Annotated in this window: 23 protein-coding genes; 12 read left to right on the top strand and 11 right to left on the bottom strand. The window is 32.7% G+C overall.

Annotation, left to right across the window (positions count from 1 at the left end; all coding sequences use genetic code 11):
• The first annotated feature begins 32 nt into the window (after positions 1-32).
• Genes cysC through M0M44_RS23500 form a run of 4 tightly spaced genes read left to right on the top strand, consistent with a single transcriptional unit; the run spans position 33 to position 2,947 of the window.
• Positions 33-560, top strand: a complete 528-nt coding sequence (gene cysC / locus M0M44_RS23515; RefSeq protein WP_248727924.1) for an adenylyl-sulfate kinase — start codon at positions 33-35, stop codon at positions 558-560.
• A 4-nt stretch (positions 561-564) separates the two neighbouring features.
• A complete protein-coding gene (locus tag M0M44_RS23510; RefSeq protein ID WP_248727923.1) occupies positions 565-1,251 on the top strand; it encodes an aspartyl/asparaginyl beta-hydroxylase domain-containing protein in 687 nt (228 codons plus the stop codon).
• Between the two features lie 4 nt (positions 1,252-1,255).
• Complete coding sequence (locus tag M0M44_RS23505; RefSeq protein WP_248727922.1) at positions 1,256-2,224, top strand: sulfotransferase family protein; 969 nt, start codon at positions 1,256-1,258, stop codon at positions 2,222-2,224.
• A gap of 60 nt (positions 2,225-2,284) precedes the next feature.
• Positions 2,285-2,947 (top strand): TrmH family RNA methyltransferase, encoded by a 663-nt coding sequence (locus M0M44_RS23500; protein WP_248727921.1) that lies wholly within the window; start codon positions 2,285-2,287, stop codon positions 2,945-2,947.
• 102 nt (positions 2,948-3,049) lie between these two features.
• On the opposite strand, the gene secA is transcribed toward M0M44_RS23500, so the two are convergent.
• From secA to M0M44_RS23480, 4 genes are all read right to left on the bottom strand, one after another.
• Entirely contained in the window at positions 3,050-6,394 is a 3,345-nt protein-coding gene (gene secA, locus M0M44_RS23495; protein WP_248727920.1) for a preprotein translocase subunit SecA, read from the bottom strand.
• An 85-nt stretch (positions 6,395-6,479) separates the two neighbouring features.
• The gene (locus tag M0M44_RS23490) at positions 6,480-6,701 is read right to left on the bottom strand and encodes a DUF2795 domain-containing protein (RefSeq protein WP_007138072.1); all 222 of its coding nucleotides are present in this window, start codon (positions 6,699-6,701) and stop codon (positions 6,480-6,482) included.
• 240 nt (positions 6,702-6,941) lie between these two features.
• Complete coding sequence (locus M0M44_RS23485; RefSeq protein ID WP_248727919.1) at positions 6,942-7,511, bottom strand: cob(I)yrinic acid a,c-diamide adenosyltransferase; 570 nt, start codon at positions 7,509-7,511, stop codon at positions 6,942-6,944.
• 75 nt (positions 7,512-7,586) lie between these two features.
• A complete protein-coding gene (locus M0M44_RS23480) occupies positions 7,587-8,273 on the bottom strand; it encodes an ABC transporter ATP-binding protein (protein WP_248727918.1) in 687 nt (228 codons plus the stop codon).
• A 290-nt stretch (positions 8,274-8,563) separates the two neighbouring features.
• Here M0M44_RS23480 and M0M44_RS23475 point away from each other — a divergent pair, with 290 nt between their 5' ends.
• Positions 8,564-9,223: a DUF6565 domain-containing protein gene (locus M0M44_RS23475; RefSeq protein WP_248727917.1), complete on the top strand. Its 660-nt coding sequence runs from the start codon at positions 8,564-8,566 to the stop codon at positions 9,221-9,223.
• 56 nt (positions 9,224-9,279) lie between these two features.
• Here the strand turns inward: M0M44_RS23475 and M0M44_RS23470 are convergent, their stop codons facing one another.
• The 4 genes from M0M44_RS23470 to M0M44_RS23455 form a co-directional block, all read right to left on the bottom strand.
• Positions 9,280-10,401, bottom strand: coding sequence for a pyocin knob domain-containing protein (locus tag M0M44_RS23470; protein ID WP_248727916.1), 1,122 nt, complete (start codon positions 10,399-10,401; stop codon positions 9,280-9,282).
• Complete coding sequence (locus tag M0M44_RS23465; protein WP_248727915.1) at positions 10,328-11,107, bottom strand: O-methyltransferase; 780 nt, start codon at positions 11,105-11,107, stop codon at positions 10,328-10,330. The genes M0M44_RS23470 and M0M44_RS23465 overlap by 74 nt, the downstream gene beginning before the upstream one ends.
• A 21-nt stretch (positions 11,108-11,128) precedes the next feature.
• A complete protein-coding gene (locus M0M44_RS23460) occupies positions 11,129-11,611 on the bottom strand; it encodes an FKBP-type peptidyl-prolyl cis-trans isomerase (protein ID WP_248727914.1) in 483 nt (160 codons plus the stop codon).
• Between the two features lie 118 nt (positions 11,612-11,729).
• Positions 11,730-13,592 carry an ABC-F family ATP-binding cassette domain-containing protein gene (locus tag M0M44_RS23455; RefSeq protein ID WP_248727913.1) on the bottom strand — a complete coding sequence of 621 codons (1,863 nt, stop codon included), beginning with the start codon at positions 13,590-13,592 and terminating at the stop codon, positions 11,730-11,732.
• Between the two features lie 204 nt (positions 13,593-13,796).
• Between M0M44_RS23455 and M0M44_RS23450 the strand changes: the two genes are divergently transcribed.
• Both M0M44_RS23450 and M0M44_RS23445 read left to right on the top strand, forming a co-directional pair.
• Entirely contained in the window at positions 13,797-14,228 is a 432-nt protein-coding gene (locus tag M0M44_RS23450; RefSeq protein WP_248727912.1) for a DUF6326 family protein, read from the top strand.
• Positions 14,229-14,246: 18 nt separating this feature from the next.
• Entirely contained in the window at positions 14,247-14,936 is a 690-nt protein-coding gene (locus M0M44_RS23445; protein ID WP_248727911.1) for a DUF4386 domain-containing protein, read from the top strand.
• Here the strand turns inward: M0M44_RS23445 and M0M44_RS23440 are convergent.
• The gene (locus tag M0M44_RS23440) at positions 14,920-15,888 is read right to left on the bottom strand and encodes a T9SS C-terminal target domain-containing protein (protein WP_248727910.1); all 969 of its coding nucleotides are present in this window, start codon (positions 15,886-15,888) and stop codon (positions 14,920-14,922) included. The genes M0M44_RS23445 and M0M44_RS23440 overlap by 17 nt on opposite strands.
• A 151-nt stretch (positions 15,889-16,039) precedes the next feature.
• Here M0M44_RS23440 and M0M44_RS23435 point away from each other — a divergent pair, with 151 nt between their 5' ends.
• Complete coding sequence (locus M0M44_RS23435; protein WP_248727909.1) at positions 16,040-17,458, top strand: undecaprenyl-phosphate glucose phosphotransferase; 1,419 nt, start codon at positions 16,040-16,042, stop codon at positions 17,456-17,458.
• Positions 17,459-17,464: 6 nt separating this feature from the next.
• Here the strand turns inward: M0M44_RS23435 and M0M44_RS23430 are convergent, their stop codons facing one another.
• Complete coding sequence (locus tag M0M44_RS23430) at positions 17,465-18,202, bottom strand: tyrosine-protein phosphatase (RefSeq protein ID WP_248727908.1); 738 nt, start codon at positions 18,200-18,202, stop codon at positions 17,465-17,467.
• A 111-nt stretch (positions 18,203-18,313) separates the two neighbouring features.
• Here M0M44_RS23430 and M0M44_RS23425 point away from each other — a divergent pair, with 111 nt between their 5' ends.
• Positions 18,314-19,504 carry a DUF5009 domain-containing protein gene (locus M0M44_RS23425; RefSeq protein ID WP_248727907.1) on the top strand — a complete coding sequence of 397 codons (1,191 nt, stop codon included), beginning with the start codon at positions 18,314-18,316 and terminating at the stop codon, positions 19,502-19,504.
• Between the two features lie 66 nt (positions 19,505-19,570).
• On the opposite strand, the gene M0M44_RS23420 is transcribed toward M0M44_RS23425, so the two are convergent.
• Positions 19,571-20,128 carry a hypothetical protein gene (locus tag M0M44_RS23420; protein WP_248727906.1) on the bottom strand — a complete coding sequence of 186 codons (558 nt, stop codon included), beginning with the start codon at positions 20,126-20,128 and terminating at the stop codon, positions 19,571-19,573.
• A 162-nt stretch (positions 20,129-20,290) separates the two neighbouring features.
• Between M0M44_RS23420 and M0M44_RS23415 the strand changes: the two genes are divergently transcribed.
• The 3 genes from M0M44_RS23415 to M0M44_RS23405 all read left to right on the top strand — a co-directional run bounded on the left by M0M44_RS23415 (position 20,291) and on the right by M0M44_RS23405 (position 24,083).
• Complete coding sequence (locus M0M44_RS23415; protein ID WP_248727905.1) at positions 20,291-21,445, top strand: BamA/TamA family outer membrane protein; 1,155 nt, start codon at positions 20,291-20,293, stop codon at positions 21,443-21,445.
• A 31-nt stretch (positions 21,446-21,476) separates the two neighbouring features.
• Positions 21,477-22,640 carry a glycosyltransferase family 2 protein gene (locus M0M44_RS23410; RefSeq protein ID WP_248727904.1) on the top strand — a complete coding sequence of 388 codons (1,164 nt, stop codon included), beginning with the start codon at positions 21,477-21,479 and terminating at the stop codon, positions 22,638-22,640.
• Between the two features lie 84 nt (positions 22,641-22,724).
• Positions 22,725-24,083 (top strand): dihydrolipoamide acetyltransferase family protein, encoded by a 1,359-nt coding sequence (locus M0M44_RS23405; protein ID WP_248727903.1) that lies wholly within the window; start codon positions 22,725-22,727, stop codon positions 24,081-24,083.
• The last annotated feature ends 193 nt before the right edge of the window (positions 24,084-24,276 follow it).

The following is a 24,276-nucleotide window of genomic DNA, read 5'->3' as shown; positions in this document are numbered from 1 at the left end:
TTAATGTCGCGTTTTATAAAAGTGATGCTAAAATGATTTTAATTCAATTTACAGGGTTATCTGGTTCGGGAAAAACGACATTGGCAGAAAATGTCAAACATCTTTTGCTTCAAAATAATTATGAAGCCGAAATTGTAGATGGTGATGTGTACCGACAAACGATCTGTAAAGATTTGGGATTTTCTAAAGAGGACCGTTGCGAAAATGTAAGACGTCTTTTTAATGTTGGGCGAAATCTAATTCAGGAAAAGAAAATAGTTCTCATGTCGGTTATTAATCCATATGAAAATCTTAGAAATGAATTAAGGTCTTTTGAGTTTGTAAAAACGGTATTTCTGGATTGTGCCATTTCTAGTTTGATCGAAAGAGATCCAAAAGGCTTGTACAAAAGAGCCTTGTTGCCAGACAGTGATCAAAATAAAATTAGAAGTTTTACAGGTATAAGCGATGTTTTTGAAATTCCGAAAAAAGCCGATTTAGTATTAAAAACAGATTCTGAAAACGTTTCAATTTCTACCAATAAACTCTACAATTTTATACTTAGCAATTTAAATTTTTAAGGTTATGAATCCTTCTTCTTGTCAGCTTCCGATTTCTTTCTCAATAGAAAAACTGCAAAATGATTTATTGATTTGCGAAACCAATTTATGGACACCACATTTTAATACCAATCGGTATGAAGGAAAATGGACAAGTGTTTCTTTACGATCGCAATCGGGTTTAGAGAATGATATTTTTTCTTTTCCAGACAAAGCCTATAAAAATACGCCTTTACTTGACAGTTGCTCTTATTTTAAAGAAATAATGGATTGGTTTCAATGCGAAAAAGAAGCTGTGAGATTATTAAGACTTGGGCCTAATAGCGAAATTAAAGAACATGTTGATAATGATACTTCGTATGAAGATGGATTTTTTAGAATTCATGTTCCAATTATTACAAACTCAGAAGTTTATTTTTATGTTAATCATCAGCTGGTTCCAATGAAAATGGGAGAGTGCTGGTACGCCAATTTTCAGTTGCCACATAGCGTGCTGAACAAAAGCCTAGAACCTAGAATTCACTTAACTTTGGATTGCATTAGAAATGAATGGTCTGATGAATTATTTTCTAAAATGGGTTTTGATCTGAATTATGTGCCAAAACATGAATGTTCAGACGAAGTGAAAAGAAAAGTTATTGCTGAGCTTTCTAGAAATCCATCGGAGACAAATGCCAAGATTATTGCCGAACTTCAATCACAAATGGAATAACAAAATGGAAAATGTAAAAGATTTTATTTCAAATTGGATTCCGATTAAATTGATCGAAAAAGATGATGAGGTTTATTTCGAATGGATTTATTTTGCAGATATACCATTTGCAGAACCTTTTTTTGAAGAAACCATTGTAAAATGTAAAAGCCATGACTTTAATTCAAAATCATTTAAATTAATAAGTACAGCAGAAAATATTATGGACTGGTCTGAAGAACTCGATTTTGTAGAATTAAAAGGATTGGTTTTTCATGTGTCAAGATGCGGATCTACAATGTTAAGTCAGTCTCTTGCCACTTCATCTGAAAATATAATGGTTTCTGAAGCTCCTATTATTGATCAAATTTTAAGAAGTAATGCTTTTAATTCAGCAATCAAAGCCGATTTACTGAAATCGGTTTTGAAATTTTTGGGGCAAAAAAGATTTTCCGAACAAAAGCATTTGATTATAAAACTAGATGCTTGGAGTATTTTTGAGGCTTCTTATTTAAGATCTCTTTTTCCTGAAATTCCGTTTGCATTATTGTACCGAAATCCAGGAGAAGTTTTAAGATCACACCAAAAAATGGCAGGCATGCATATGGTGCCTAATTTAATTCCGTCAAGTGTTTTCGGAATTACTTCTAAAGAAATTGAAGAAATAAGCTTTCAGCAATATCAAGTTTTGGTTTTAGAAAAGTATTTTCAAGGTTTTCTGGATTTTTATGAAAGAGACCAAAATATAATAATGCTTAATTATAATGACGGAATGAAGAATGTAATAGAGCAATTTATAGCTTTTATTGCTATTGATTTTTCTGAAAGTGAATTGAATAGTATGCTGGAACGTCTTAAAAAACATTCTAAAAATGAAAAGGCAGTTTTTACGGGAGATTCATACAAAGACGATATTTTGTCTGTGAATTTGGCTCAACTTAATGTTTTGCACAAAAAGCTTAATGCCAATTTTATTGAAGATTTAGCAGGCTGAAAAATAAGGTGAAGTTTTCTTTCTCTTTTATTTATTATTTTTGCGCCAAACATAAATAAAATGATTGATTTAGATTACCTCGCATTCTTAGAAAATATATTGACAGAAAATAGAAAAGCTAATTTTTTAAAAGTACTAGAAAATAGAACAAAACATTTTACAGTTGCGGTAGAAGATGTTTATCAAATGCATAATACAAGCGCAGTAATGCGTAGCTGTGAAGTCTTTGGAATTCAGGAATTAAATGTAATTGAACAGCGTTTTGGAAAAAGAATCGATAAGGAAATTGCTTTAGGTGCGCAAAAATGGGTTGACATCAATCGATTTGATTCGGTTTCAGGATGTCTTTCTGATTTAAGAAGTAAAGGATATCAAATTATTGCCACTACTCCGCACGAAAAGGATTGTATGTTGGAAGATTTCGATATTACAAAACCAAGTGCTTTATTCTTTGGAACAGAAAAAGAAGGATTGTCACAAGAAATTATGGACAATGCCGACGGTTTCTTAAAAATACCAATGGTTGGTTTTACAGAAAGTTTAAATATTTCAGTATCAGCAGCAATTATCATTCAAAGTTTGACGAATAGACTTCGCAGATCTGATATTAACTGGAAATTGACAGAGGAAGAAATTTTAGTAAAACGTTTAGATTGGGCTAAAAATTCGATACGAGATATAAAACGAATTGAAGCGCGTTATTATCAAGATAATCCTAGATAAGATTCTGAGAAGCAAAGATTCTAGGATTGTAAGTTTTTGAAATAAAAAAATCCCCGATTACTAATGTAGTCGGGGATTTTATATTTAAGGTTGGACCTTTAGTTAGTTAATTAAAACCCAAGTTCCAGCAGCAATCAAAGCTTCAGCTTTTTTGTACTTCATTGTTTCTGTATTACCAGTAGCAACTTCTTGAACTACAACCGTATCATTTCTGTTGATTTTTGGCATATCTCTAACGATAGTTTCAGTAACTTGACGCTGTTGTGTTTCTCCAGCTTCACGGTTGATGCTTTCGCTATTTGGAATTTCGTCTTTACTTAATTGTAAATTTTCTTTTGGACGAGCTACTTCTCTTGCTTCGTGAATTTCAGGAGTGTTTTGAGCTGGTAAATCACCTTTGAATAAGAATGAAATAACTTCTTTGTTAACGTTGTCCAACATTCCTCTAAACAAGTTGAAAGCTTCTAATTTATAGATAAGCAATGGATCTTTTTGTTCGTGAACTGCCAATTGAACAGATTGTTTCAATTCGTCCATTTTACGTAAGTGTTTTTTCCAAGCCTCATCTACGATAGAAAGTGTAATGTTTTTCTCAAAATCAGCAATTAATTGAGCACCTTCGCTGTCATAAGCTTTTTTCAAGTCAGTTACCACATTCAAAGTTTTGATTCCGTCTGTAAATGGAACTACAATTCTTTCGAAATGATTGTTTGGCTCTTCGTAAACTCCTTTGATAATTGGGAAAGCTTCTCTAGCGCTTCTTTCTGTTTTTTCAGTATAGAAAGCTAAAGCTTCTTTGTATACTTTTCCAGTAACTTCAATGTCAGATAATTTTAAGAAATCTGCTTCAGAAATTGGAGAAGTGATTCCGAAATAACGAATTAAATCAAACTCAAATCCTTTAAAATCATTTGTTGCTTTACTATTGCTTACGATTAATTCGCAAGTATCATAAAGCATATTCGCGATATCCAGTTTCAAACGCTCTCCAAACAATGCGTGACGACGACGTTTGTAAACTACTTCACGTTGTGAGTTCATTACGTCATCATATTCTAATAAACGTTTACGAACACCAAAGTTATTTTCTTCTACTTTTTTCTGTGCACGTTCGATAGATTTAGTCATCATAGAATGCTGAATAACTTCACCTTCTTTCAATCCCATTCTGTCCATTACTTTCGCAACTCTTTCAGAACCAAATAAACGCATTAAGTTATCTTCAAGAGAAACATAAAATTGAGAACTTCCTGGATCTCCTTGACGACCAGAACGACCACGTAACTGTCTGTCTACACGACGAGAATCATGACGCTCTGTACCAACGATTGCTAAACCTCCTGCAGCTTTTACTTCTGGAGATAATTTAATATCGGTACCACGACCGGCCATGTTTGTTGCAATAGTTACAACTCCAGCTTTACCTGCTTCTTCAACGATTTGTGCCTCTTGCTTGTGCATTTTAGCATTCAATACGTTGTGTGTGATTCCTCTCATTTTAAGCATACGGCTTAATAATTCTGAAATCTCTACAGAAGTTGTTCCAATTAATACTGGTCTTCCAGCTTGAGATAGTTCGGTAACATCTTCGATTACAGCATTGAATTTCTCGCGTGTTGTTTTGTAGATATAATCTTCTTTATCAATTCTTGCAATGCCACGGTTTGTTGGAATTTCAACAACATCTAATTTATAAATCTGCCATAACTCGCCAGCTTCTGTAACTGCTGTACCCGTCATACCTGCCAACTTGTTGTACATTCTGAAGTAATTCTGTAATGTAACAGTTGCAAAAGTTTGTGTAGCAGCTTCGATTTTTACGTTTTCTTTTGCTTCAATCGCCTGGTGAAGACCGTCTGAATAACGACGTCCATCCATGATACGACCTGTTTGCTCATCGACAATCATAATTTTGTTGTCCATGATAACGTACTCTACATCTTTTTCAAATAAAGCATATGCTTTTAAAAGCTGAGTAAGAGTATGAATACGCTCGCTTTTTACTCCAAAATCTTGGAATAATCTTTCTTTAGCTTCAGCTTCAGCGTCTTTATCTAATTTTTGTTTTTCAATTGCAGCGATTTCTGTTCCAATGTCTGGTAAAACGAAGAAATCTGCATCAGTATCTCCAGAAAGGTATTTAATACCATTGTCTGTTAATTCTACTTGATTGTTTTTCTCTTCAATCACAAAATACAAAGCTTCGTCCACTTTGTGCATTTCGCGATTGTTATCTTGCATGTATTGATTTTCAGTTTTTTGAAGTAATTGTTTGATTCCTTCTTCACTCAAAAATTTAATTAATGCTTTATTTTTAGGTAAACTTCTGTAAGCTCTTAATAATTGGAAACCTCCATCTTTAGTATTACCTTCTTTAATTAATTTTTTAGCCTCAGCTAAGAAACCATTCGCTAACTGACGTTGTTGTGCAACTAAGTTTTCGATTTTTGGTTTCAATTCGTTGAATTCGTGACGATCTCCTTGAGGAACTGGTCCAGAAATGATAAGAGGTGTTCTAGCATCATCAATTAATACAGAGTCAACCTCGTCGACAATTGCAAAATTGTGTTTTCTCTGCACTAAATCGCTTGGAGAGTGCGCCATATTATCTCTTAAGTAATCGAAACCAAACTCATTGTTAGTTCCGTAAGTGATATCAGCATCATAAGCTTTTTTTCTTTGCTCTGTACTTGGCTGGTGATTATCGATACAGTCAACAGATAAACCGTGGAATTCAAATAAAGGAGCTTTCCAAGTACTATCACGTTTTGCCAAGTAGTCATTCACCGTTACTAAGTGAACTCCATTTCCTGTCAAAGCATTTAAGTAAAGAGGAAGAGTAGCAACCAAAGTTTTACCTTCTCCTGTTTGCATTTCAGCAACTTTACCTTCATGTAATACCATACCACCAATTAACTGAACATCGTAGTGAATCATGTCCCAAGTGATGTCTTTTCCAGCAGCATTCCATTTGTTTGCCCAGATAGCTTTTTCGCCATCAATAGTAATGTATGATTTTGTTGCTGAGAATTCGCGGTCCTTTGGAGTAGCAGTAACTTCAATATGAGAGTTTTCCTTAAAACGGCGAGCCGTTTCTTTTACAACAGAAAACGCTTCTGGAAGAATTTCCAATAAAGTTTTTTCAGAAATTTCATAAGCCTCTTTTTCAAGAGCATCTATTGCATCATAAATATCTTCTCTTTTATCGATGTCTTCGATGTTCTCTACTTCTGCTTTAAGCGAAGCAATTTTAGCATCTTTATCAGCTCTAGCTTCTTTTATTCTGTCTTTAAAATAAACGGTTCTTCCTCTCAATTCGTCGTTTGATAGACTCATTAAAGGAGCTTCGAATGTTTTAATTTTGTTTAAGTAAGGTTGTAAAGCTTTGACATCCTTCTGCGACTTATCGCCGACAAAGACTTTAATAATACTGTTTATGAAACTCATGATTTATTGTATTTCTTTATTATATATGTATTTGAACCAAAAAAAAAGTCTCTATGATGAGAGACTTTTTCCTTTGGTTTATTTTTTAATATTCATCCTCATTCCAAAGATAATCTTCGTCTGTTGGATAATCAGGCCAAATTTCTTCCATTGATTCATATATCTCACCTTCGTCTTCGATTGATTGAAGGTTTTCTACTACTTCTAATGGAGCACCTGCTCTGATAGCGTAGTCTATAAGTTCATCTTTGTTAGCAGGCCATGGCGCATCACTTAAATAAGATGCTAATTCTAATGTCCAATACATCTGTTATCTGTTTAGTTTGTGCAAAAATAAATTTTTTACTGAAAAAGACAAGTAAATTTTGATTTATTTTAATAAAATTTAAGAACGTCGATTATTAAATTCCAATTTTTAAATTCCAAACTCCAAAAAAGACAGTCATAGCGCCTAGTTTTGGAATTTTAATATGTGATTTAAATTCCTGATATTTTTAATTTTTCCTTTGGAATTTGGGAATTTTTAAATTTGGAATTTTCAGAAAATTCATTTTCTGGGTATCCATTTCACTTCCTCCGCTTTTAAGTCTGAGGACAACTTTCGTGCCAAGACAAAAAGGTAGTCAGAAAGTCGGTTTAAGTACATGATTGCTATTTCAGGAACGTGCTCATTATGACTTAAATGAACAGCTAAACGCTCTGCACGACGGCAAATACATCGCGCAATATGACAATGTGACACAGTTGGGTGGCCGCCAGGCAAAACAAAATGAGTCATTGGCGGAAGACTTTCGTCCATTTTATCAATCTCTTTTTCTAACAACTCAATATCTGAATCAATTATTCCTAAATTTTTTAATCTAAGCTCGCCATTTTTTAAAACTTCTTTTTCCTGCGGTGTTGCCAAAATGGCACCAACAGTAAAAAGACGATCCTGAATTTCGATCAAAATAGTTTTATAATGAGAATCGATTTCCTGGTCACGAATTAATCCGATATAAGAATTCAATTCATCAACGGTTCCGTAACTGTCAATTCTGATATGATCTTTTGGTACACGCGTTCCTCCAAAAAGAGCCGTTGTGCCTTTATCTCCTGTTTTGGTATATACTTTCATTTTTTTTGAGATGCTAAGGTTCTGAGGTTCTAAGTTTTTTTTTTAATCTAAAAATCTAAAATCAGAAATCTAAAATTATTTTGTGGTGTCGCTTTCAATTAAACCATCTCTCAAACGGATAATTCTGTGCGCATAAGCTGCAATGTCTTCTTCGTGAGTTACTAGAATGACAGTATTTCCTTGTGCGTGAATATCTCCAAAGAGTTTCATTATTTCTACAGAAGTCTTACTGTCTAAATTTCCTGTAGGTTCATCGGCCAAAATAATCGAAGGTTTGTTGACTAAAGCGCGGGCAACAGCAACACGCTGGCGTTGTCCTCCAGAAAGCTGATTCGGCTGATGATCCATTCTATCAGCTAGATTAACTTGTTTTAAAACTTCGGTTGCACGAGCAATTCTTTCAGATTTTCCGTAGCCGGCATAAATCATTGGTAAGGCAACATTGTCTAAAGCTGTAGTTCTTGGCAAAAGATTGAAAGTCTGAAAAACGAAACCAATTTCTTTATTTCTAATTTCTGCCAGTTCATCATCTTTCATTTTGCTAACATCTTTTCCATTTAAAATATATCGACCTGAAGTTGGCGTGTCTAAACAGCCTAATAAATTCATTAATGTAGATTTTCCTGATCCGGAAGGCCCCATTAAAGCAACATATTCGCCTTTTTGTATTTCTAGATCTATTCCTTTTAAAACATAAACGATTTCATTTCCTAAAGTAAAATTTCGTTTGATGTCGGTTATTTTAATTAATGGTTCAGCCATTTTGTTTTACAATTTTGGATTTAAAAGTACAAAACACTTTTCAATAAAAGGATAAGTAGTTGAGAATTGGTTTTTGTTACAAAAGCTCTTTTGTAAATACGCTTTTGGATATTACATTTAAAAAAGAGAAAAATGTTATATCTTTTTTGAATTATTTTGCAATATTATCATTATTTTTTATGTTTTATAGTTTTAAGATGTTTTTGCTTTTAAAAACATGATAATAATGTAATTTATTAAGATATGTGTTTAGTAAATTTGATTAATCAATTAATTAAATAATCAAGATTATGAAAAATATCAAAATAGCTACAGGAATTGCTTTATTAGTATTAGGGTTTACATCATGTAAAGATGAAAAACAAGAAAGAGCTCAAAAAACAGTAGATAACTATGTAGTCTATGTTGACTCTGTTAAAAATGTGGCAGCTGCTGACTTAAAAGACAATTGGAAAAGTGTAGAAGCAGAATATGATAGAAGATCTCAGGAAGCGCAAGCTGCGTTGGCTGATATTAAAGACAATGCTGTCGCAACAGAAAAAATAAATGCAAGCAAAATTAAGTACGAGGAATTTAAAAATGAAATTACCGCCCAATTTGCCCCTCCAGCTCCTAGTCCTAAACAACAGTTAAGAGATGCTTTGTTTGGTGCAGGAAAAATTGGTGATGATATGAGTTTTAATTGGGTTAATGCCCAAAACATTCATAGTGTTTATCAGCAGTTTGTTCATACTGTAGAAAATAATAAAGATAAGTATTCTAGAGAAGATTGGGATGAAATTAAATTAATGTATGAAGCTTTAGACAGCAGAAAAAATACAGTTGAAAAAGAAGGTTTATCTGCTGAGGATAACAGAAAAATTGCTGGTTTGAAAATTAAGTTCGCACCAATGTACACTGTAAACAGAATGGGAGCTAAATCTGAAGAAAACAAAGACGCAAAAAAATAATATTTTAAAATTTTGAATTAGGAAAAAAAGACGATCGTTGCTGATCGTCTTTTTTTCTATTTTTTACATGCTAGTTCTTTTTTCATTAGTTCTAGCTCTTCATTTTGTTCTTCCAATTTTTTATTTAAATCTATGACATATAATGTTAGTTCTTCAATTTTTTGAAGAAGTTTAGCATCCATTTCACCTAAATTTAGACCATTTTTTATTACTTCTTTTTCGCTTGGTATATTTTCTAAATGACCTTTTTCATTAATATGTTTCTCAACTTCTAAAAGAGTTGGCAAGTGGTATTCTTTTTTAAAAACATAATCTGGCCAATCCCAACCGAACATATCTACTTTTACTTCTTTTGAATGAATAGTACCATTTACGTCTAATTTGTTTTGAGGATTCTTTGTCCCTATTCCAACATTTCCTGAATTAATAAAGGAATTGCCTGATGCTGAAAATCGTATTCGAGTTTCGTAATTATCTATTCCATGGGCAACATCTATTTCAAATGTATTATCTAGATAGCCATTAGTTGCTCCGCCAGGTCTTAATATCAGGCTATTGTGTGCATATGCTCCTTTTGGAGATCCCATAATTAATGAATGACCTTTCCAGTAAATATGTGAAGTGCCCCATCCGCTATTATCATCATTACTATAGATTGCTAATTCCTTTGCAATTAAGTGATTTGCATGAAAATCGGTATCACTGTTATTTAAATTTCCTGAATGAAATATTTTTAGCCATTCTGTCCATACATTTCCTGCATTATTGATTGATTGACGGAAATAAAAATCTTTTTCTGTTGTAAATGCTAATTGAGTTCTCCAATCAGATCCACTTTCGTTAGAAAACCTTAGTCCTAAAATAGTACCGTAGTTTGATGGTGCTTTATTGGCTGTAGTTGGGGTATAAATTCCTAGATCATTAGGAAAAGAATTTAAATCACTAATTGCATTTTGAGTGAAAAATTGAGCTTTTGCTGCAATTGCAGAAAACAATAAAATTGCTGTAACGCATTTTTTTGTTAATAATCTGTGTGGCATACATTTTTTTAAAATTAGATTAGTTTTATAAAATGCAAATGTAGTTTTTTTTTCGTCTTTTTTTTTATGCTCGAATTGTAAAATGCTCTTTTGGTTGTTCTCGTCTAAAGAATACAAATCCCCATTGAAAAGTATCAATGGTAACTTTTACTTGGGGATGATTTTTAATGATTTCCCAAGTTTCTTCCATGTCTTCCGACCAATGAATGTCGTCGAAAATCCATACAGAATCATTGTCGATCGTTGGTAATAAAAGGTCAAAATAAGCTAAAGTTGCTTTTTTAGAATGATTTCCGTCAAAATAGATCAGATTGTAATTTGTGGCTTGAATGTTCTCAGAAATTAAAAAAGATTCAAACTCAGAGATTACATTTTCGACATTATTACAATCAAATTCAGCTAATTGATTTTGGGCAACATTTGCTGTATTTGGGCAGCCTTCAATTGTAACCACTTTTGCCTTCGGATTTCCTAAAGCCATAGCAGAAGTTGCCAAACCAAGCGATGTTCCTATTTCTAAAATAGTTGAAGGCTTAAAATAGTTGGTGACACGAAACAATAATTCAGCGCGTTTTGGCGAAATTCCTGCTGTTTGTGCAATTTTAGAAATTTGTCTTCTATTTGATTTAAAAACTCTCGAACCTGCTCCAAAATCGGTTACTTCAATAAAGTTTTTGTTTCCTAAAAGCGATTTTCTATATTTTTTTAGAATTGCATATTCAGGTTTTGTTTTCTTATCATAAAAACATTTTGTCAGTAAATTAAAAACAAACGGCGAATGTACGGCATGTTCGTTCTTAGAATGCCAAAGAAAGGTCAGATAAGATTTTAATTGAAAAAGCATCTAGAAATTTAGAATGAAATATTAATTTACTTTGATCAGCTTTACATCAAAAATAAGTACAGAACCTCCTGGTATTGTCATATAATCATAACTTCCGTAACCTAAACGAGCTGGTATTAATAGAACTCCAGATCCTCCTTCTTTAAAATAAGGAATGCCTTCTGTCCAACCCTTAATTACTTGATTTAAACCAAATGAAATTCCTGTATCTTTACTTTGATCAAAAACTTTTCCATTTGTATAATAACCTTTATAAGCAACAGTTACATTAGAAGTAGAAGTCGGTTGAGCGCCATTCCCTGGTTCTGTAATGATATAGTAAAGACCTGAATCGGTTTTGGTTGCAGTTAAATTATTTTTCGTTAAGTACTCTTTAATTTCCTGTTCGTTTTGTTCTGTGAAATCTTTTGCTGGTTCAGATGTGTCTTTTTCTGTATCCTTTTCTGCGTTGTTACAAGAAATAAATAAGGTTAATGTAAATACTGCGGCTAATAATTTTTTCATTATGGTATTTTTTAAAATATATTGTAAATATAGAAAATTGAATAATATTTTCTGGTTTTAAGTTTTTAAGTCATTGCAGGAACGCAAAACGTGAAACCCAAAACTTGAAATAAAAAAATTATCCTTCAATTTTTGCAGAAAGTTCAAACCAGCGTTCTTCTTTTGCTTCGATTTTATTGATTATGTTTTGAAGTTCGTTTGCTTTTTTCTCGATATCATCATCTGCAATTTTTCCATCTGAGAATAATTGCTCGATTTTGGCTTTTTCAGCTTCTAGATCTTTAATTTCTCTTTCGATTTTCTGATATTCTTTTTGTTCGTTAAAACTTAGATTTCCCGTTGGGTTGTTTTGTTTCCAATCTTTCTTTTCTGCTTTGTTTTCTTCTTTTTGAGCAACATCAGCACTGTCTTCGTACGCTCTGAAATCAGAATAGTTTCCAGGGAAGTTCTCTATTTCACCTTGACCTCTAAAGACAAATAAATAATCGACAATTTTATCCATAAAATAACGGTCGTGAGAAACTACCAGTAAACATCCAGGATAATCCAAAAGAAAACTTTCTAGAACATTAAGCGTTACAATATCCAAATCGTTTGTAGGCTCATCTAGAATCAAGAAGTTCGGATTCTGAATTAAAACGGTACACAAGTATAAACGCTTTAATTCTCCACCGCTTAATTTCTCAACGTAGTCATATTGTTTTTTGGCATCAAAAAGAAAACGCTCCAATAATTGCGAAGCCGAAATAATTTTTCCTTTTGTTAACGGAATATACTCTCCGTACTCTTTTATAATATCAATAACACGTTGCCCAGGTTTTGGGTTAATTCCAGACTGTGTATAATAACCAATTTTTATAGTATCTCCTTTAACAACACGTCCGCTGTCTGGCGCAATTGTTCCTGTCAAAAGATTTAAGAAAGTCGATTTTCCAGTTCCGTTTTTACCGATAATTCCGATTCTTTCTCCACGTTGAAAATCAAAGCTGAAATTGTCGAGAATAACACGGTCTTTGAATTTTTTAGAAAGTTTATGAAGCTCAATGATTTTGCTTCCCATTCTTTCCATATTAATTTCAAGTTCAACTTTATTTTCTTTTCGTCGGCTTTGTGCTTTTTCTTTAATAACATAAAAATCATCCTGACGTGATTTAGATTTGGTTGTTCTCGCTTTTGGCTGGCGGCGCATCCATTCTAATTCTTTTACAAACAAGTTTTTTGCTTTGTCAATACTTGCATTTTCAGAAGTGATTCTTTCTTCCTTTTTCTGTAAATAGTAAGAGTAATTTCCTTTGTATTGGTATAGTTTTCCGTTGTCTAATTCTATAATTTCATTACAAACGCGCTCCAAAAAGAAACGGTCGTGCGTTACCATAAACAAAGTGATGTTTTCTTTAGCAAAGTAACTTTCAAGCCATTCGATCATTTCTAGATCTAAGTGGTTGGTTGGCTCATCCAAAATCAATAAATCTGGGCGATTGATTAGAATTATGGCTAAAGAAAGACGTTTTTTTTGTCCTCCCGAAAGATTTTTAACTTTAAGTTTAAAATCTTCTAGTTTTAGTTTAAATAAAATCTGTTTGTATTGCGTTTCAAAATCCCATGCATTATGCTGATCCATAGCATCAAAAGCTTTTTGATATGCTTCCTCATCAGATGGATTTTCTAAAGCTTTTTCGTAAGCCTCAATAACTTTAAGGGTTTCATTGTCTGAAGCGAAAATACTTTCTTCGATGGTAAGTTCGTCCTGAAGATTATTGTCTTGCGATAGAAATGCCATTCTGATTCCTTTTCGCAACACAACTTGTCCCGTATCTGGTTCTTCCAAGCCATTGATAATGCTCATAATAGTCGTTTTTCCAGAACCATTTTTTGCGATAAAAGCGATTTTTTGATCTTTGTTGATCCCAAAAGAAATGTTGTCAAAAAGGACTCTTTCGCCAAATGACTTCGATATATTTTCTACAGATAAGTAATTCATGAAGATTTTTAACTGAAATATCAGTTTCTAATAATTAAAACTCTAATAATAATGCGCAAAGATAGGTTTTTGAGTGTGAGAAAAAAAACGGTGTTTAAAACTGATTTTAAGGGTTTTATAAAATTGGAAAGAAAGTGAATCCTAAAAACAGATTGTAACATTTTTTAATTATTGCCGTCCTATTTAAAATTTAATTCTTTAAATATGAGCGAAAAACAAATAAATGCTAGTGTTTTTGAAGATTTTAAAATCAATACCAAACTTAAACTTGCTGCGATTTGGACTTCAGTAATGTTTTGTTATGTGTATGGAGATTATTTCTCGCTTTATGTGCCTAAGAAAGTTGAGGACTTTATAAGTGGGCAAACACTTCTTGATTCTCCAATGAAACTATTTCTTGCTACAATTTTAATGACTATTCCAGCATTGATGATTTTTGCATCTGTTGTTCTAAAACCAAAAATTAACCGCCTGTTGAATATGATTTTTGGGATTATTTATACGTTAATAATGCTTTTAATTGCATTTACAACAATTGCACCTTGGTGGAGTTTTTATGTTTTTTTAGCATTAATAGAAAGTATACTCACATCAATATTATTTTGGACTGCATATAAATGGCCAAGACAGATTTAAATTTTAAAAGATAAAATTATGAATCAAGAATCAACTCTATCGTTTAGAAACACAGGAAGAATTGCCGGTTTGTTATATTTAGTAGTGGTATTGACTGGAATTTTCAGTTTAGGATATGTTCCGTCAAAATTAATTGTCTGGAATGATGCTTCTGTTACTTTTAAGAATATTGTGCATTCTGAATTTCTATTTAGGCTCGGTATCGTAAGCGGATTAATTTGCTATACCTTCTTTTTATTTCTGCCTTTTTTTTTATACAGATTATTGAAAATTGTAAATAAAACGTACGCTGTTTACATGGTGGTTTTGGCAGCTGTAAGTGTACCAATTTCTTTTGTAAACATGCAGAATAAATTTGCTATCCTTTCTATAATCAGTTCTGCCCAACCAGAAGAAAAACAGGTTATGTTTTATCTCACTCAGTATGATTATGGAAATCTAATCGTTCAAATATTTTGGGGGCTTTGGCTGTTTCCGCTCGGATACTTAATTTTTAAATCTGGAATAATTCCTAAGTTTTTTGGAGTATTATTAATGCTTGGCTGCGTGGGGTATTTAATCAATTTTTTCGCAAATGCCTTATTTTCTAATTATTCTGAAATGGGGATATCTTCTTATGTACGGCTTCCAGCAAGTCTTGGAGAAATAGGAACTTGCTTATGGCTTTTAATAATGGGAGCAAAAAACGAAACTATTGCTGCTGATTGAGATATTGACTTAAAACAGAACTCAAATCAAAATAATGAAGCTGTTGCGGATTATTTATGACAGGTTTTCGAACCAAAGATTCATTTGTGATAAAGTAATGGAGCCCGTCTTTCGTCGCAATTCCTTCAATTTGATGAAAAGGAAGTTTTAAATCAATTCGTCTTTTATTTCCAGATAAAAAATCTTGATTTTTAAAATCATAGAGCAGATATAAAAAAGGTTTTCCCATTTTGGTATAGCCGCACAAAGTAATTAGTTTTTTGTCTTCTAAATAAGTGGCACCAGTAACCAGACCTTTGACTTCAAGTGTTGCTTTGAATTTTGCAATTTGTGTTCCCTCTTGCTTTGGCAAAGCGTAAATATTGGTTTTAGACGATTTCCATTGTTTGGTAAACAGATAGATACTGTCTTTAGAAACAATAAATGCTTCGCATTCAAAATCGGTTTTGTTGGGTTTTGATAGAGAAAAATCAGTTTGGTCAGAATAAGAAAATACAATAGTTTCAATTTTTGGATTCTCTTCTAAAAAAGATTTTTTTTCGATTTTAAGAATTTTCAAATCAGCTCTATTTCCAGAATAATTATTGCCAAAATCGCCGACATAAAGATGTGTGCTGTCTTGCGAGATTTCTTCCCAATCGTGATTGATAGTTTCAGATAGAATAATTTTCTTTTGGATTTTTCCTAAAGTATCCAAGCCATAAATTGTGGTGTCATGATCGTCGTTATGTGTCCAGAGTAAATTTTGAAAAGCAATTAATCCAGAGGTTTCTCGTATGGAATCGCTTAGGCGAAAAGAATATTCGGGTTTTAGTTTCAGACTTTTGTAATTGCAACTTGCATTATTTTGCGTAGATGATGAACTATAATTTTCTGCTTGCGGATCGGTACAGCCAGAAGTTTGAGAATAAACGGAAGTAATTGTTAAAAAGAAAAAAATAATTTTTAGCATGATTGCACTATTAAGTCAGCATAAGATAAAAGTAAAGTTTTAAATAATTAGAATGAAATAAGTATCAAAAAATATAATTTAAATGTTATTTTGCAGCACTTTTATTATAAGAGTCTTTTTTATTCCTTTTGGATAAGATTTCGCCCCCATCATGAAAATTTTACAAAAATTATCACACTTTCGAATTTCACGTTATTATAAACTTTTGTTTGTAGTAGTTGATGTTGTTTTATTAAACTCTGCCACGTTGCTTTCTGCATTGGCAAGATTTGGGAACTTGGATAAATTATTGTCTAAAGAAGAAAAGACAATTTCGCTTTTAGCAATTTTAATATGGGTGGCATTATTGCTTCAAAAAGATTCTAATCGCAGTGTGAGAGTAGAGCCAATAGAATCGATATTGTGGAGAACAATCAAAAAGATTTCAATCCATGCCGCTTTAGTTTCTATATTTGTAGTTTATCTAAAATATACAGATATTTCTAGGCTTCGCTTGGTTTATTTCTACATGATATTTTTCGGATTGCTAATGTTTTCTCGCTATTTCTCGATGAAACTTTTAAAATATGTTCGAGCAAAAGGATATAATTTTAAGACTTTTATAATTGTTGGAGCCAACGAATCTGGAGAAAAAATTCGAAAAGTATTAGCTAAAGATTTAACTTACGGATATCGGTTTTTAGGTTTTTTTGACGAAAGAAAGGAGGGTAAAATTGTTGATCCTGCTCTTATTATTGGGAAGTTTGAAGGTATAGAAACATTTTTAGAGGAGAATGAAGTAGATGAGATGTATGTTGCCCTGCATATCGATAATATCGAAATAATTAACGAGCTCACAAGAATCTGCGAGCAGAAAATGGTTCGAATTAAGTTTATTCCAGATTTTCAACTGTATACAAAAGCAAGTAAAGTTGAGGTAGCTTTTTACGAAAACACTCCTGTATTAATGTTTCGTACAGAACCCTTAGAATTTGCTTCAAACAGACTTTTAAAAAAGATTTTTGATGTCTGTTTTTCAAGTTTGGTAATCTTGCTAATTTTTCCTTGGCTGTTTCCGATTATTACAATTATTATAAAACTCGAATCGCGAGGTCCTGTATTTTTTAAACAAAAAAGATCAGGTAGAGATAATCGATCATTTGTCTGTTTGAAATTTAGAAGCATGTATGTGAACGGCCTTGCTCATAATAAGCAAGCAGAAAAAGGCGATAGTCGTATAACAAAATTTGGGGCTTTTATTCGTAAAACAAGCATTGATGAGTTGCCTCAGTTTTTGAATGTTTTTTGGGGAGACATGTCAGTTGTAGGGCCAAGACCGCATATGGTTAATCTGGCTAAAGAATACAGCGATCTTATAAATAATTATCTGGTTCGACAATATGCTAAACCGGGAATTACGGGCTGGGCTCAAGTTAATGGTTATAGAGGCGAAACAAAAGTGTTAAGCGATATGGAAAACAGGGTGGAATATGATATTTGGTATATCGAAAACTGGAGTTTTTTGCTTGATATAAAGATTATTGTAAAAACAGTCATTAATATTTTTAAAGGCGAAGAAAACGCTTATTAAGCTTTTTTAAAATTTAAAAAACTGATTATTCGCAATTACTTCTTTCAAAGGCTGAATGTTTTTAATCTTTAACTTGCCATCAAAAGCTTCGATATGTTTTTTATGATGAACGTCTGTTCCGCAAAAAGAGTACATTCCTTTCGCTAAAAGTTCGTCGGTAACTTTAGCAATTTTAGAACCGTAATACTCAACAGTAGAAAGCAGATTTAGCTGAAAAATACAGCCTGCATTTTTTAACTTCTCATATTCAGAAAATTTATTGTGATAAAAGAGATACCGTTCTGGATGAGCTAGAACAGGGATATAACCAGCCAATTGTATCTCAAAGATAGTTTTGTAAATATTTAAAGGAGCACTTTGATAAGATATTTCTACTAAGATATAATTGTCTTTTAAAGTCAGAAGTTTTTCTTCTTTAAAATGATTCTCAAACCAGCTATCAATAAAGTATTCTGCTGCAGCTTGAACAGGAATTTTAATTTTATTTTCTTCTAATGCTTTTTTTGTTTCCAGAAGTTTAGACGCTATGATTTCTGGCGAATTATTCCAGACGTAATGACTAATATGTGGCGATGTAATAATTTGAGAAACCCCAATCTTTTGTAAAGACGAAACTAGTTCAGCCGATTTTTTTATGTTTTTTGCTCCGTCATCAATTCCTGGTAAAACATGCGAATGAATGTCAACAAAACTTCCATCAAGCAGTTCTTTTAATATGGGCTTTGGTTTAAGGAATGATAGCATGCAACAAAAAAGTATAAATCAGTTTTATAGCGTGCAAAATTAATCTAGAATTTGTAACGAGACATTTTAGATTTATGTTATATTTGATTTTTAGTAAAAAAGTAAAAAATTATGAAAATAAAAGAGAATTTGTTTAATCAGCGTATTATTTCTATTGATGCTTTGCGCGGAATTACCATTTTTGTAATGATTTTTGTAAATGAGCTAGCGAGCATTCAAAATGTGCCACAATGGTTGAAACATATGCCTGCAGATGCCGATGCAATGACTTTTGTTGATTTAGTTTTTCCTGCTTTTTTATTCATTGTCGGAATGTCTATTCCGTTTGCGTTTAATGCCAGATTGATAAAAGGTGATAGTCCGAAAATAATTTGGACACATACCCTTAAAAGAGCTATCGCTCTTATTGTAATTGGTGTTTTTATGGTCAATGCAGAATATGGTTACGATGCTTCTAAAATGATAATCGCGCCTGCTTTTTGGGGGCTTTTAGCCTATGCGATGCCAATTCCGATCTGGAATAAATATCCAAAAGATTTTCCTTTAGGATTAAAAAATGTACTTCAATATGGAGGTATTTTAGTTCTAATAACACTGTATTTTTTATATGTTCAAGAAACAGGAGATAGAGGAATGACTCCAAAATGGTGGGGAATACTTGGGTTAATCGGTTGGGCGTATCTTTTTACGGTAATTTATTATTGGCTAGTTTCTGGAAATCTATGGGCAATGATTGCATTTCTAGTTTTTTCTGTTGCAATGAATTCGCTTAATCTAATTGAAAACTCTTTTGTACAAAATACTTCTTGGTTGAGTTTTATAGCGGGACATCTAACACATGCTTCTTTAGCTTCAGCTGGAATAATAATTTCGTTATTGTTTTTTGATCGAAAAATCAGCTCCAAAATTAACTGGCCTGTAATTGGTTTTGTTGCACTATTTACGATAACGGCTATTTTGCTTCGTCCTTATTTTGGAATTTCAAAAATTAAAGGAACGCCGTCTTGGACCATGTTTTCGGCGGCAATCTGCACTGTTTTGTTCTATTTGTTATATTGGCTGATGGAAGTTAAAAAACAGACCAAATGGAGCGATTTTTTTATGCCTGCAGCGGCAAATCCGTTATTGATTTATATTTTGCCAGGCGTAATTTATTACTTCTGTAAAGCTTTTAATCTACATATTATTCCTGGATATTTTAGAGAAGGGATTCCTGGAATTATTTGGTCTTTAGTATTTTCTGTCATTATGCTTTTCGTAATGAAAATCTTGAATCGATATAAGATTCAGTTGCATCTTTAATGTTTCAGGTTTCAAGTTTCAAGTTCTGCATAAAGCTTGAAACTTGAAACCTGAAACAAAAAGAAACTAAAAACTCAACGATTTTATCTTCAGAACAGAACCTGCAGTAGGATTGTAATTGACAAAATTAAGCTTGCATAAATTATGGATGTTTAAAAGTTTTCCATCAGTGAGTTCATCTTGTCTGAAGTCTGACCATGGAATTTTTATTGTCGAAAAGCGTTTGGGAGAAGCAGGTATAGAAACTCTTGGATGCGAACCTCCGTGCACACAACCAGTGCCTTCTTGATTTCCTTCTCTTGCTTGTAGTTTTATAACTTGTGTAGATTGGTAAGTAATTTTGAGGTATTTAGAATCGTCTGAAAGATTTGCAGGAATTCCGTCATTGATTTCGGAGGGCGTAATCATGACATTCAATTCTATTTGACCCTTAGGGTTGTCATTTGTTGTAACGGTAACAATTCCATTTTTCAGACGCAACTTATTTAGTGTGTCTTCATTTTCTACAGAAGGCCCAGCAATAAACCATTTGTTTGTTTTTACAAGATTTACTTCATTTTTCCGATAGGTTGTTGAGAAGCCAAAGAGTATAATCAATGGAAGAAAAAGACAATAACGTAACATAGAAAAGATTTTCAAAATCAAATAATTTAGTATTTCAAATATAACTTTTTATATAATTCAGATTAGCATAAAAAAATGATTGATATTCTTAATAAAATTTTAAATTTGTAAGAGGTTGTTTTTAAAATATTGTGCGTGAATGGTTTAAAAAATAAGTACATTGTGATTTTATTTTTAATTGGATCGTTTTGTCAAGCTCAAAATGATAGCACAAATGTGGGTACACGAGATATTTTAGATGTTATACATAGAGTTTTTGATAAGCAAGACACCATTCGTCCAGAAAGAAATAGAAAACTAGCTTTTTCCTTATTGCCAGTTCCAGTTGGCGTTAATTCCAGCACAGGTTTGGTTGTTTCTTTTCTGACTACATTTTATTTAGGAGATGCCAAAACAACCAGAATGTCTCAGATTACTTTTTCGCCTTATTTTAGTTTTAGTAAGCAATTTGTATTTCCAATCCAATCTTATATATATTCAAAAGATAATAAATGGAGTCTTATTGGAGATTATCGCTACATGATTTATCCCCAAGATACGTATGGATTGGGTGAAGACAATTTAAAAAAAGAAATGTCAACGCTCGATTACCAGCAATGGCGTTTTTATCAGTTTATTACCAGGCAGGTTTTCGGAAATTATCGTTTAGGAGTTGGCTTTCTTTTAGATGATTATAAAAATATTTCTGAAGAATCTTATATAGATGGAGAAACCGATTACTACAAATATATGAATGGCGATTACTCTAACGAGACTTCGTTTGGTTTTGCCTTACAGGGACTTTACGATTCGAGGGAAAATATTATTAATCCTCAAAAAGGTTTGTATATCGAAGCCGACTTGCGAATAAATACTAGCGGAGTAGAAGGAGACAAATGGCAATCTATATATTTTGACGCAAGAAAATACCATTCTTTTAGCAAAACCAAACATCGCGTTTGGGCTTCAAGAGCTTTTTACTGGTCAACATTTGGAGGAAAACCGCACTATTTAGATTTGCCAAGTATTGGTTGGGATCGTGAAGGCAAAACGGGACGCGGATTTACCAAAAATAGATATCGAAGCAATGCCCTTATTTATTTTGAAACCGAATACAGAACCGATATAAGCCGAAACGGATTTTTTGGAGCTGTTTTCTTTACTAATGTTTCTTCGGTTTCTAAGTTAGATACCTATCAATTTAAAAAATGGAATCCTGCGGTTGGAACCGGAATTCGTATCAAATGGAATAAAAGAAACGGAAGTAATTTGGCATTAGATTACGGAATTAGTAAAAACGATTGGTCACTGCGTTTAGGGTTATCAGAAAATTTCTAACTTCGGCCAAAATCTACATACTCAATTTTTCATGCAGTTATCGGTTGTCATTTTAAATTACAATGTGCGTTACTTTCTAGAACAATGCGTTTTAAGTGTTCAGGAGTCAATTGCGACAATCGATGCAGAAATTATCGTGATTGATAATAATTCATCAGACGAAAGTGTTTTGATGATGAAAGAAAAATTTCCAGACGTAAAACTGATTGAAAACAAAGAAAATTTTGGATTTCCAAAAGGCAATAATATTGGTGTTCGTCAAGCGAAAGGAAAGTACATTTGTATTTTAAATCCAGATACCGTTGTTGCAGAAGATACTTTTACGAAAATTTTGGCTTTCGCCGAAAGGCAAAAAAATCTCGGAATTGTTGGCTGTAAATTAATTGACGGAACAGGAGCGTTTCTTCCAGAAAGCAAACGCGGAATTCCTTCGCCTTGGGTTGCTTTCACCAAAATTTTCGGATTGTATAAAGTTTTTCCTAAAACCAAACTCTTCAATCAATATTACGCAAAGCATTTAGATGAAAATGAAACGGGAAGAGTAGATATTCTCGTTGGCGCTTTTATGCTTTTGAAAAAAGAGCTTTATGAGGATTTAAAAGGTTTTGATGAAGATTGTTTTATGTATGCTGATGATATCGATTTGTCGTATAGGGCATTGCAAAAACAAAAGACAAATTTCTACTTTCACGAAACTACAGTCTTGCATTATAAAGGAGAAAGCACCATAAAAGACGAAAAATATATGAAACGTTTTCAGGAAGCTATGAATTTCTTTTATCAGAAGCATTTTAAGAAATCGCTGTTTTTTAGTTTTTTCATTCAAATTGGAACTTGGTTTTTCTCTTTTTTAAAAATGTTTCAAGGCAAAACAAGAATAAAACCAAATCCAGAATTGCATGTTTTTTATTCTTTAAACGAAGATTTGTCTCACAAAATAGCCTTAATTTTAAAAAATAAAGTCCAATTTTTAAAAATCCCGAAAGAAAAAATGGTAAATTCGTGCCTGATTTTTAAGGGAAAAAACGTCGAAATAATTTTGGATAATCAGTACATTTCATTCAAAAAATGTATCGAAATCATAGAAACTATTAAAGATAAGAGTATTACTTTTAAAGTTTTGCCTAAAAATACCTATTTTATTATTGGAAGTAATTCCAGAAATGACAGAGGGCAAATTGTAAAAATCGAGTAAAAAATTATATTAAATGAAATTTATGTTTAAAATATTCATTAATTTCGCAATCTGAAAATCAAAAACATCTTTTAGATTAACAATATGGCAAGATTTGAATTAAAGCTTCCTAAAATGGGAGAAAGTGTCGCTGAAGCAACTATTACAAATTGGTTGAAAGAAGTTGGAGACAAAATTGAGGCTGATGAAGCTGTACTCGAAATTGCAACAGATAAAGTTGACAGTGAAGTGCCTAGCGAAGTATCAGGAATTTTAGTTGAGCAATTGTTTGGTAAAGATGATTTAGTGCAGGTAGGGCAGACTATTGCTATTATTGAAACTGAAGGCGGAGAAACAGCAGCTCCAGAAAATGTAAATACAGTTCAAGAAACTGCAGCTCCTGCAGAAGTAGCAGAAATCGAAAAAACAATCGAATCGGTTAAAGAAACTGTAACTTCTCAAGATTTTTCAGGGTCAGATAAATTCTTTTCTCCATTAGTAAAAAATATTGCAAAAGAAGAAGGTCTTTCTTTAAACGAACTTGAAAATATTGCGGGTTCTGGAAAAGATGGCCGTGTGACTAAAGAAGATATTTTAAAATATGTAGAGGCTCGTAAATCGGGTTCTGTTCAAGCTTCTCAAGCAGTTGAAGCTGCTCCAAAAGTTGTAGTAGAAACTCCAAAAGCTGAAGCTCCAAAGGCAGTTGAACCAGTTGTACAAAAAAGCCAGCAAGCAGTGCCAGTTTCTGTAAATGGTGCTGACGAAATTGTTGAGATGGACAGAATGCGTAAACTGATTTCGGGTTACATGGTAGCATCAGTTCAGACTTCTGCTCACGTACAATCTTTCATTGAAGTAGATGTGACAAATATTGTAAAATGGAGAGATAAAGTAAAAGCGGCTTTCGAAAAAAGAGAAGGCGAGAAACTGACTTTTACTCCAATTATGATGGAAGCAGTTGCAAAAGCTTTAAAAGATTTCCCAGGAATGAATATTTCTGTTGACGGAGATTATATTATTAAAAAGAAAAACATCAATTTAGGAATGGCTGCAGCATTGCCAAACGGAAATTTAATTGTTCCTGTAATTAAAAATGCAGATCAGTTAAATCTTGTTGGAATGGCAAAAGCGGTTAACGATTTAGGAAACCGTGCAAAAGCTGGAAAATTAAAACCAGACGACACACAAGGTGGAACTTACACGGTGACAAATGTTGGTACTTTTGGAAGCGTTTTCGGAACACCAATTATCAATCAGCCTCAAGTTGGAATTCTAGCTCTTGGTGCAATTCGTAAAGTGCCTGCAGTTATTGAAACTCCAGAAGGTGACTTTATCGGAATTCGTCAGAAAATGTTCTTGTCGCACTCGTACGATCATAGAGTTGTTGATGGAGCACTTGGAGGAAGTTTTGTGAAAAGAGTAGCAGAATATTTGGAAGCTTTTGATGTAGATAGAGATTTCTAAAAATAAAATACAAATAAAATCAAATCCGATAGGTTTTAAACTTATCGGATTTTTTGTTTTGTAAGAAAAGAATTAAGCAGTAGTACGCAGACTTATTAAAAGCTTATTTTTGAAAAGTTAAAATTGACTAATTGAAAGCATTTTTCGACAAAAAAAATCAGAATAAAGAGAGATATTCCGCTTTAAAAATTAC

It is taken from the genome of Flavobacterium humidisoli, from assembly GCF_023272795.1.
In the GTDB taxonomy this organism is placed as follows: domain Bacteria; phylum Bacteroidota; class Bacteroidia; order Flavobacteriales; family Flavobacteriaceae; genus Flavobacterium; species Flavobacterium humidisoli.
Note: the sequence above shows the minus strand (reverse complement) of the source record. Positions and strands in the feature narration are given on the sequence as shown.

Excerpts from the sequence above, each read along its gene's own strand:
- cysC (WP_248727924.1), top strand. The coding sequence starts at position 33 with ATGATTTTAATTCAATTTACAGGGTTATCTGGTTCGGGAAAAACGACA.
- M0M44_RS23510 (WP_248727923.1), top strand. The coding sequence starts at position 565 with ATGAATCCTTCTTCTTGTCAGCTTCCGATTTCTTTCTCAATAGAAAAA.
- M0M44_RS23505 (WP_248727922.1), top strand. The coding sequence starts at position 1,256 with ATGGAAAATGTAAAAGATTTTATTTCAAATTGGATTCCGATTAAATTG.
- M0M44_RS23500 (WP_248727921.1), top strand. The coding sequence starts at position 2,285 with ATGATTGATTTAGATTACCTCGCATTCTTAGAAAATATATTGACAGAA.
- secA (WP_248727920.1), bottom strand. The coding sequence starts at position 6,394 with ATGAGTTTCATAAACAGTATTATTAAAGTCTTTGTCGGCGATAAGTCG.
- M0M44_RS23490 (WP_007138072.1), bottom strand. The coding sequence starts at position 6,701 with ATGTATTGGACATTAGAATTAGCATCTTATTTAAGTGATGCGCCATGG.
- M0M44_RS23485 (WP_248727919.1), bottom strand. The coding sequence starts at position 7,511 with ATGAAAGTATATACCAAAACAGGAGATAAAGGCACAACGGCTCTTTTT.
- M0M44_RS23480 (WP_248727918.1), bottom strand. The coding sequence starts at position 8,273 with ATGGCTGAACCATTAATTAAAATAACCGACATCAAACGAAATTTTACT.
- M0M44_RS23475 (WP_248727917.1), top strand. The coding sequence starts at position 8,564 with ATGAAAAATATCAAAATAGCTACAGGAATTGCTTTATTAGTATTAGGG.
- M0M44_RS23465 (WP_248727915.1), bottom strand. The coding sequence starts at position 11,107 with ATGCTTTTTCAATTAAAATCTTATCTGACCTTTCTTTGGCATTCTAAG.
- M0M44_RS23460 (WP_248727914.1), bottom strand. The coding sequence starts at position 11,611 with ATGAAAAAATTATTAGCCGCAGTATTTACATTAACCTTATTTATTTCT.
- M0M44_RS23455 (WP_248727913.1), bottom strand. The coding sequence starts at position 13,592 with ATGAATTACTTATCTGTAGAAAATATATCGAAGTCATTTGGCGAAAGA.
- M0M44_RS23450 (WP_248727912.1), top strand. The coding sequence starts at position 13,797 with ATGAGCGAAAAACAAATAAATGCTAGTGTTTTTGAAGATTTTAAAATC.
- M0M44_RS23445 (WP_248727911.1), top strand. The coding sequence starts at position 14,247 with ATGAATCAAGAATCAACTCTATCGTTTAGAAACACAGGAAGAATTGCC.
- M0M44_RS23440 (WP_248727910.1), bottom strand. The coding sequence starts at position 15,888 with ATGCTAAAAATTATTTTTTTCTTTTTAACAATTACTTCCGTTTATTCT.
- M0M44_RS23435 (WP_248727909.1), top strand. The coding sequence starts at position 16,040 with ATGAAAATTTTACAAAAATTATCACACTTTCGAATTTCACGTTATTAT.
- M0M44_RS23430 (WP_248727908.1), bottom strand. The coding sequence starts at position 18,202 with ATGCTATCATTCCTTAAACCAAAGCCCATATTAAAAGAACTGCTTGAT.
- M0M44_RS23425 (WP_248727907.1), top strand. The coding sequence starts at position 18,314 with ATGAAAATAAAAGAGAATTTGTTTAATCAGCGTATTATTTCTATTGAT.
- M0M44_RS23420 (WP_248727906.1), bottom strand. The coding sequence starts at position 20,128 with ATGTTACGTTATTGTCTTTTTCTTCCATTGATTATACTCTTTGGCTTC.
- M0M44_RS23410 (WP_248727904.1), top strand. The coding sequence starts at position 21,477 with ATGCAGTTATCGGTTGTCATTTTAAATTACAATGTGCGTTACTTTCTA.
- M0M44_RS23405 (WP_248727903.1), top strand. The coding sequence starts at position 22,725 with ATGGCAAGATTTGAATTAAAGCTTCCTAAAATGGGAGAAAGTGTCGCT.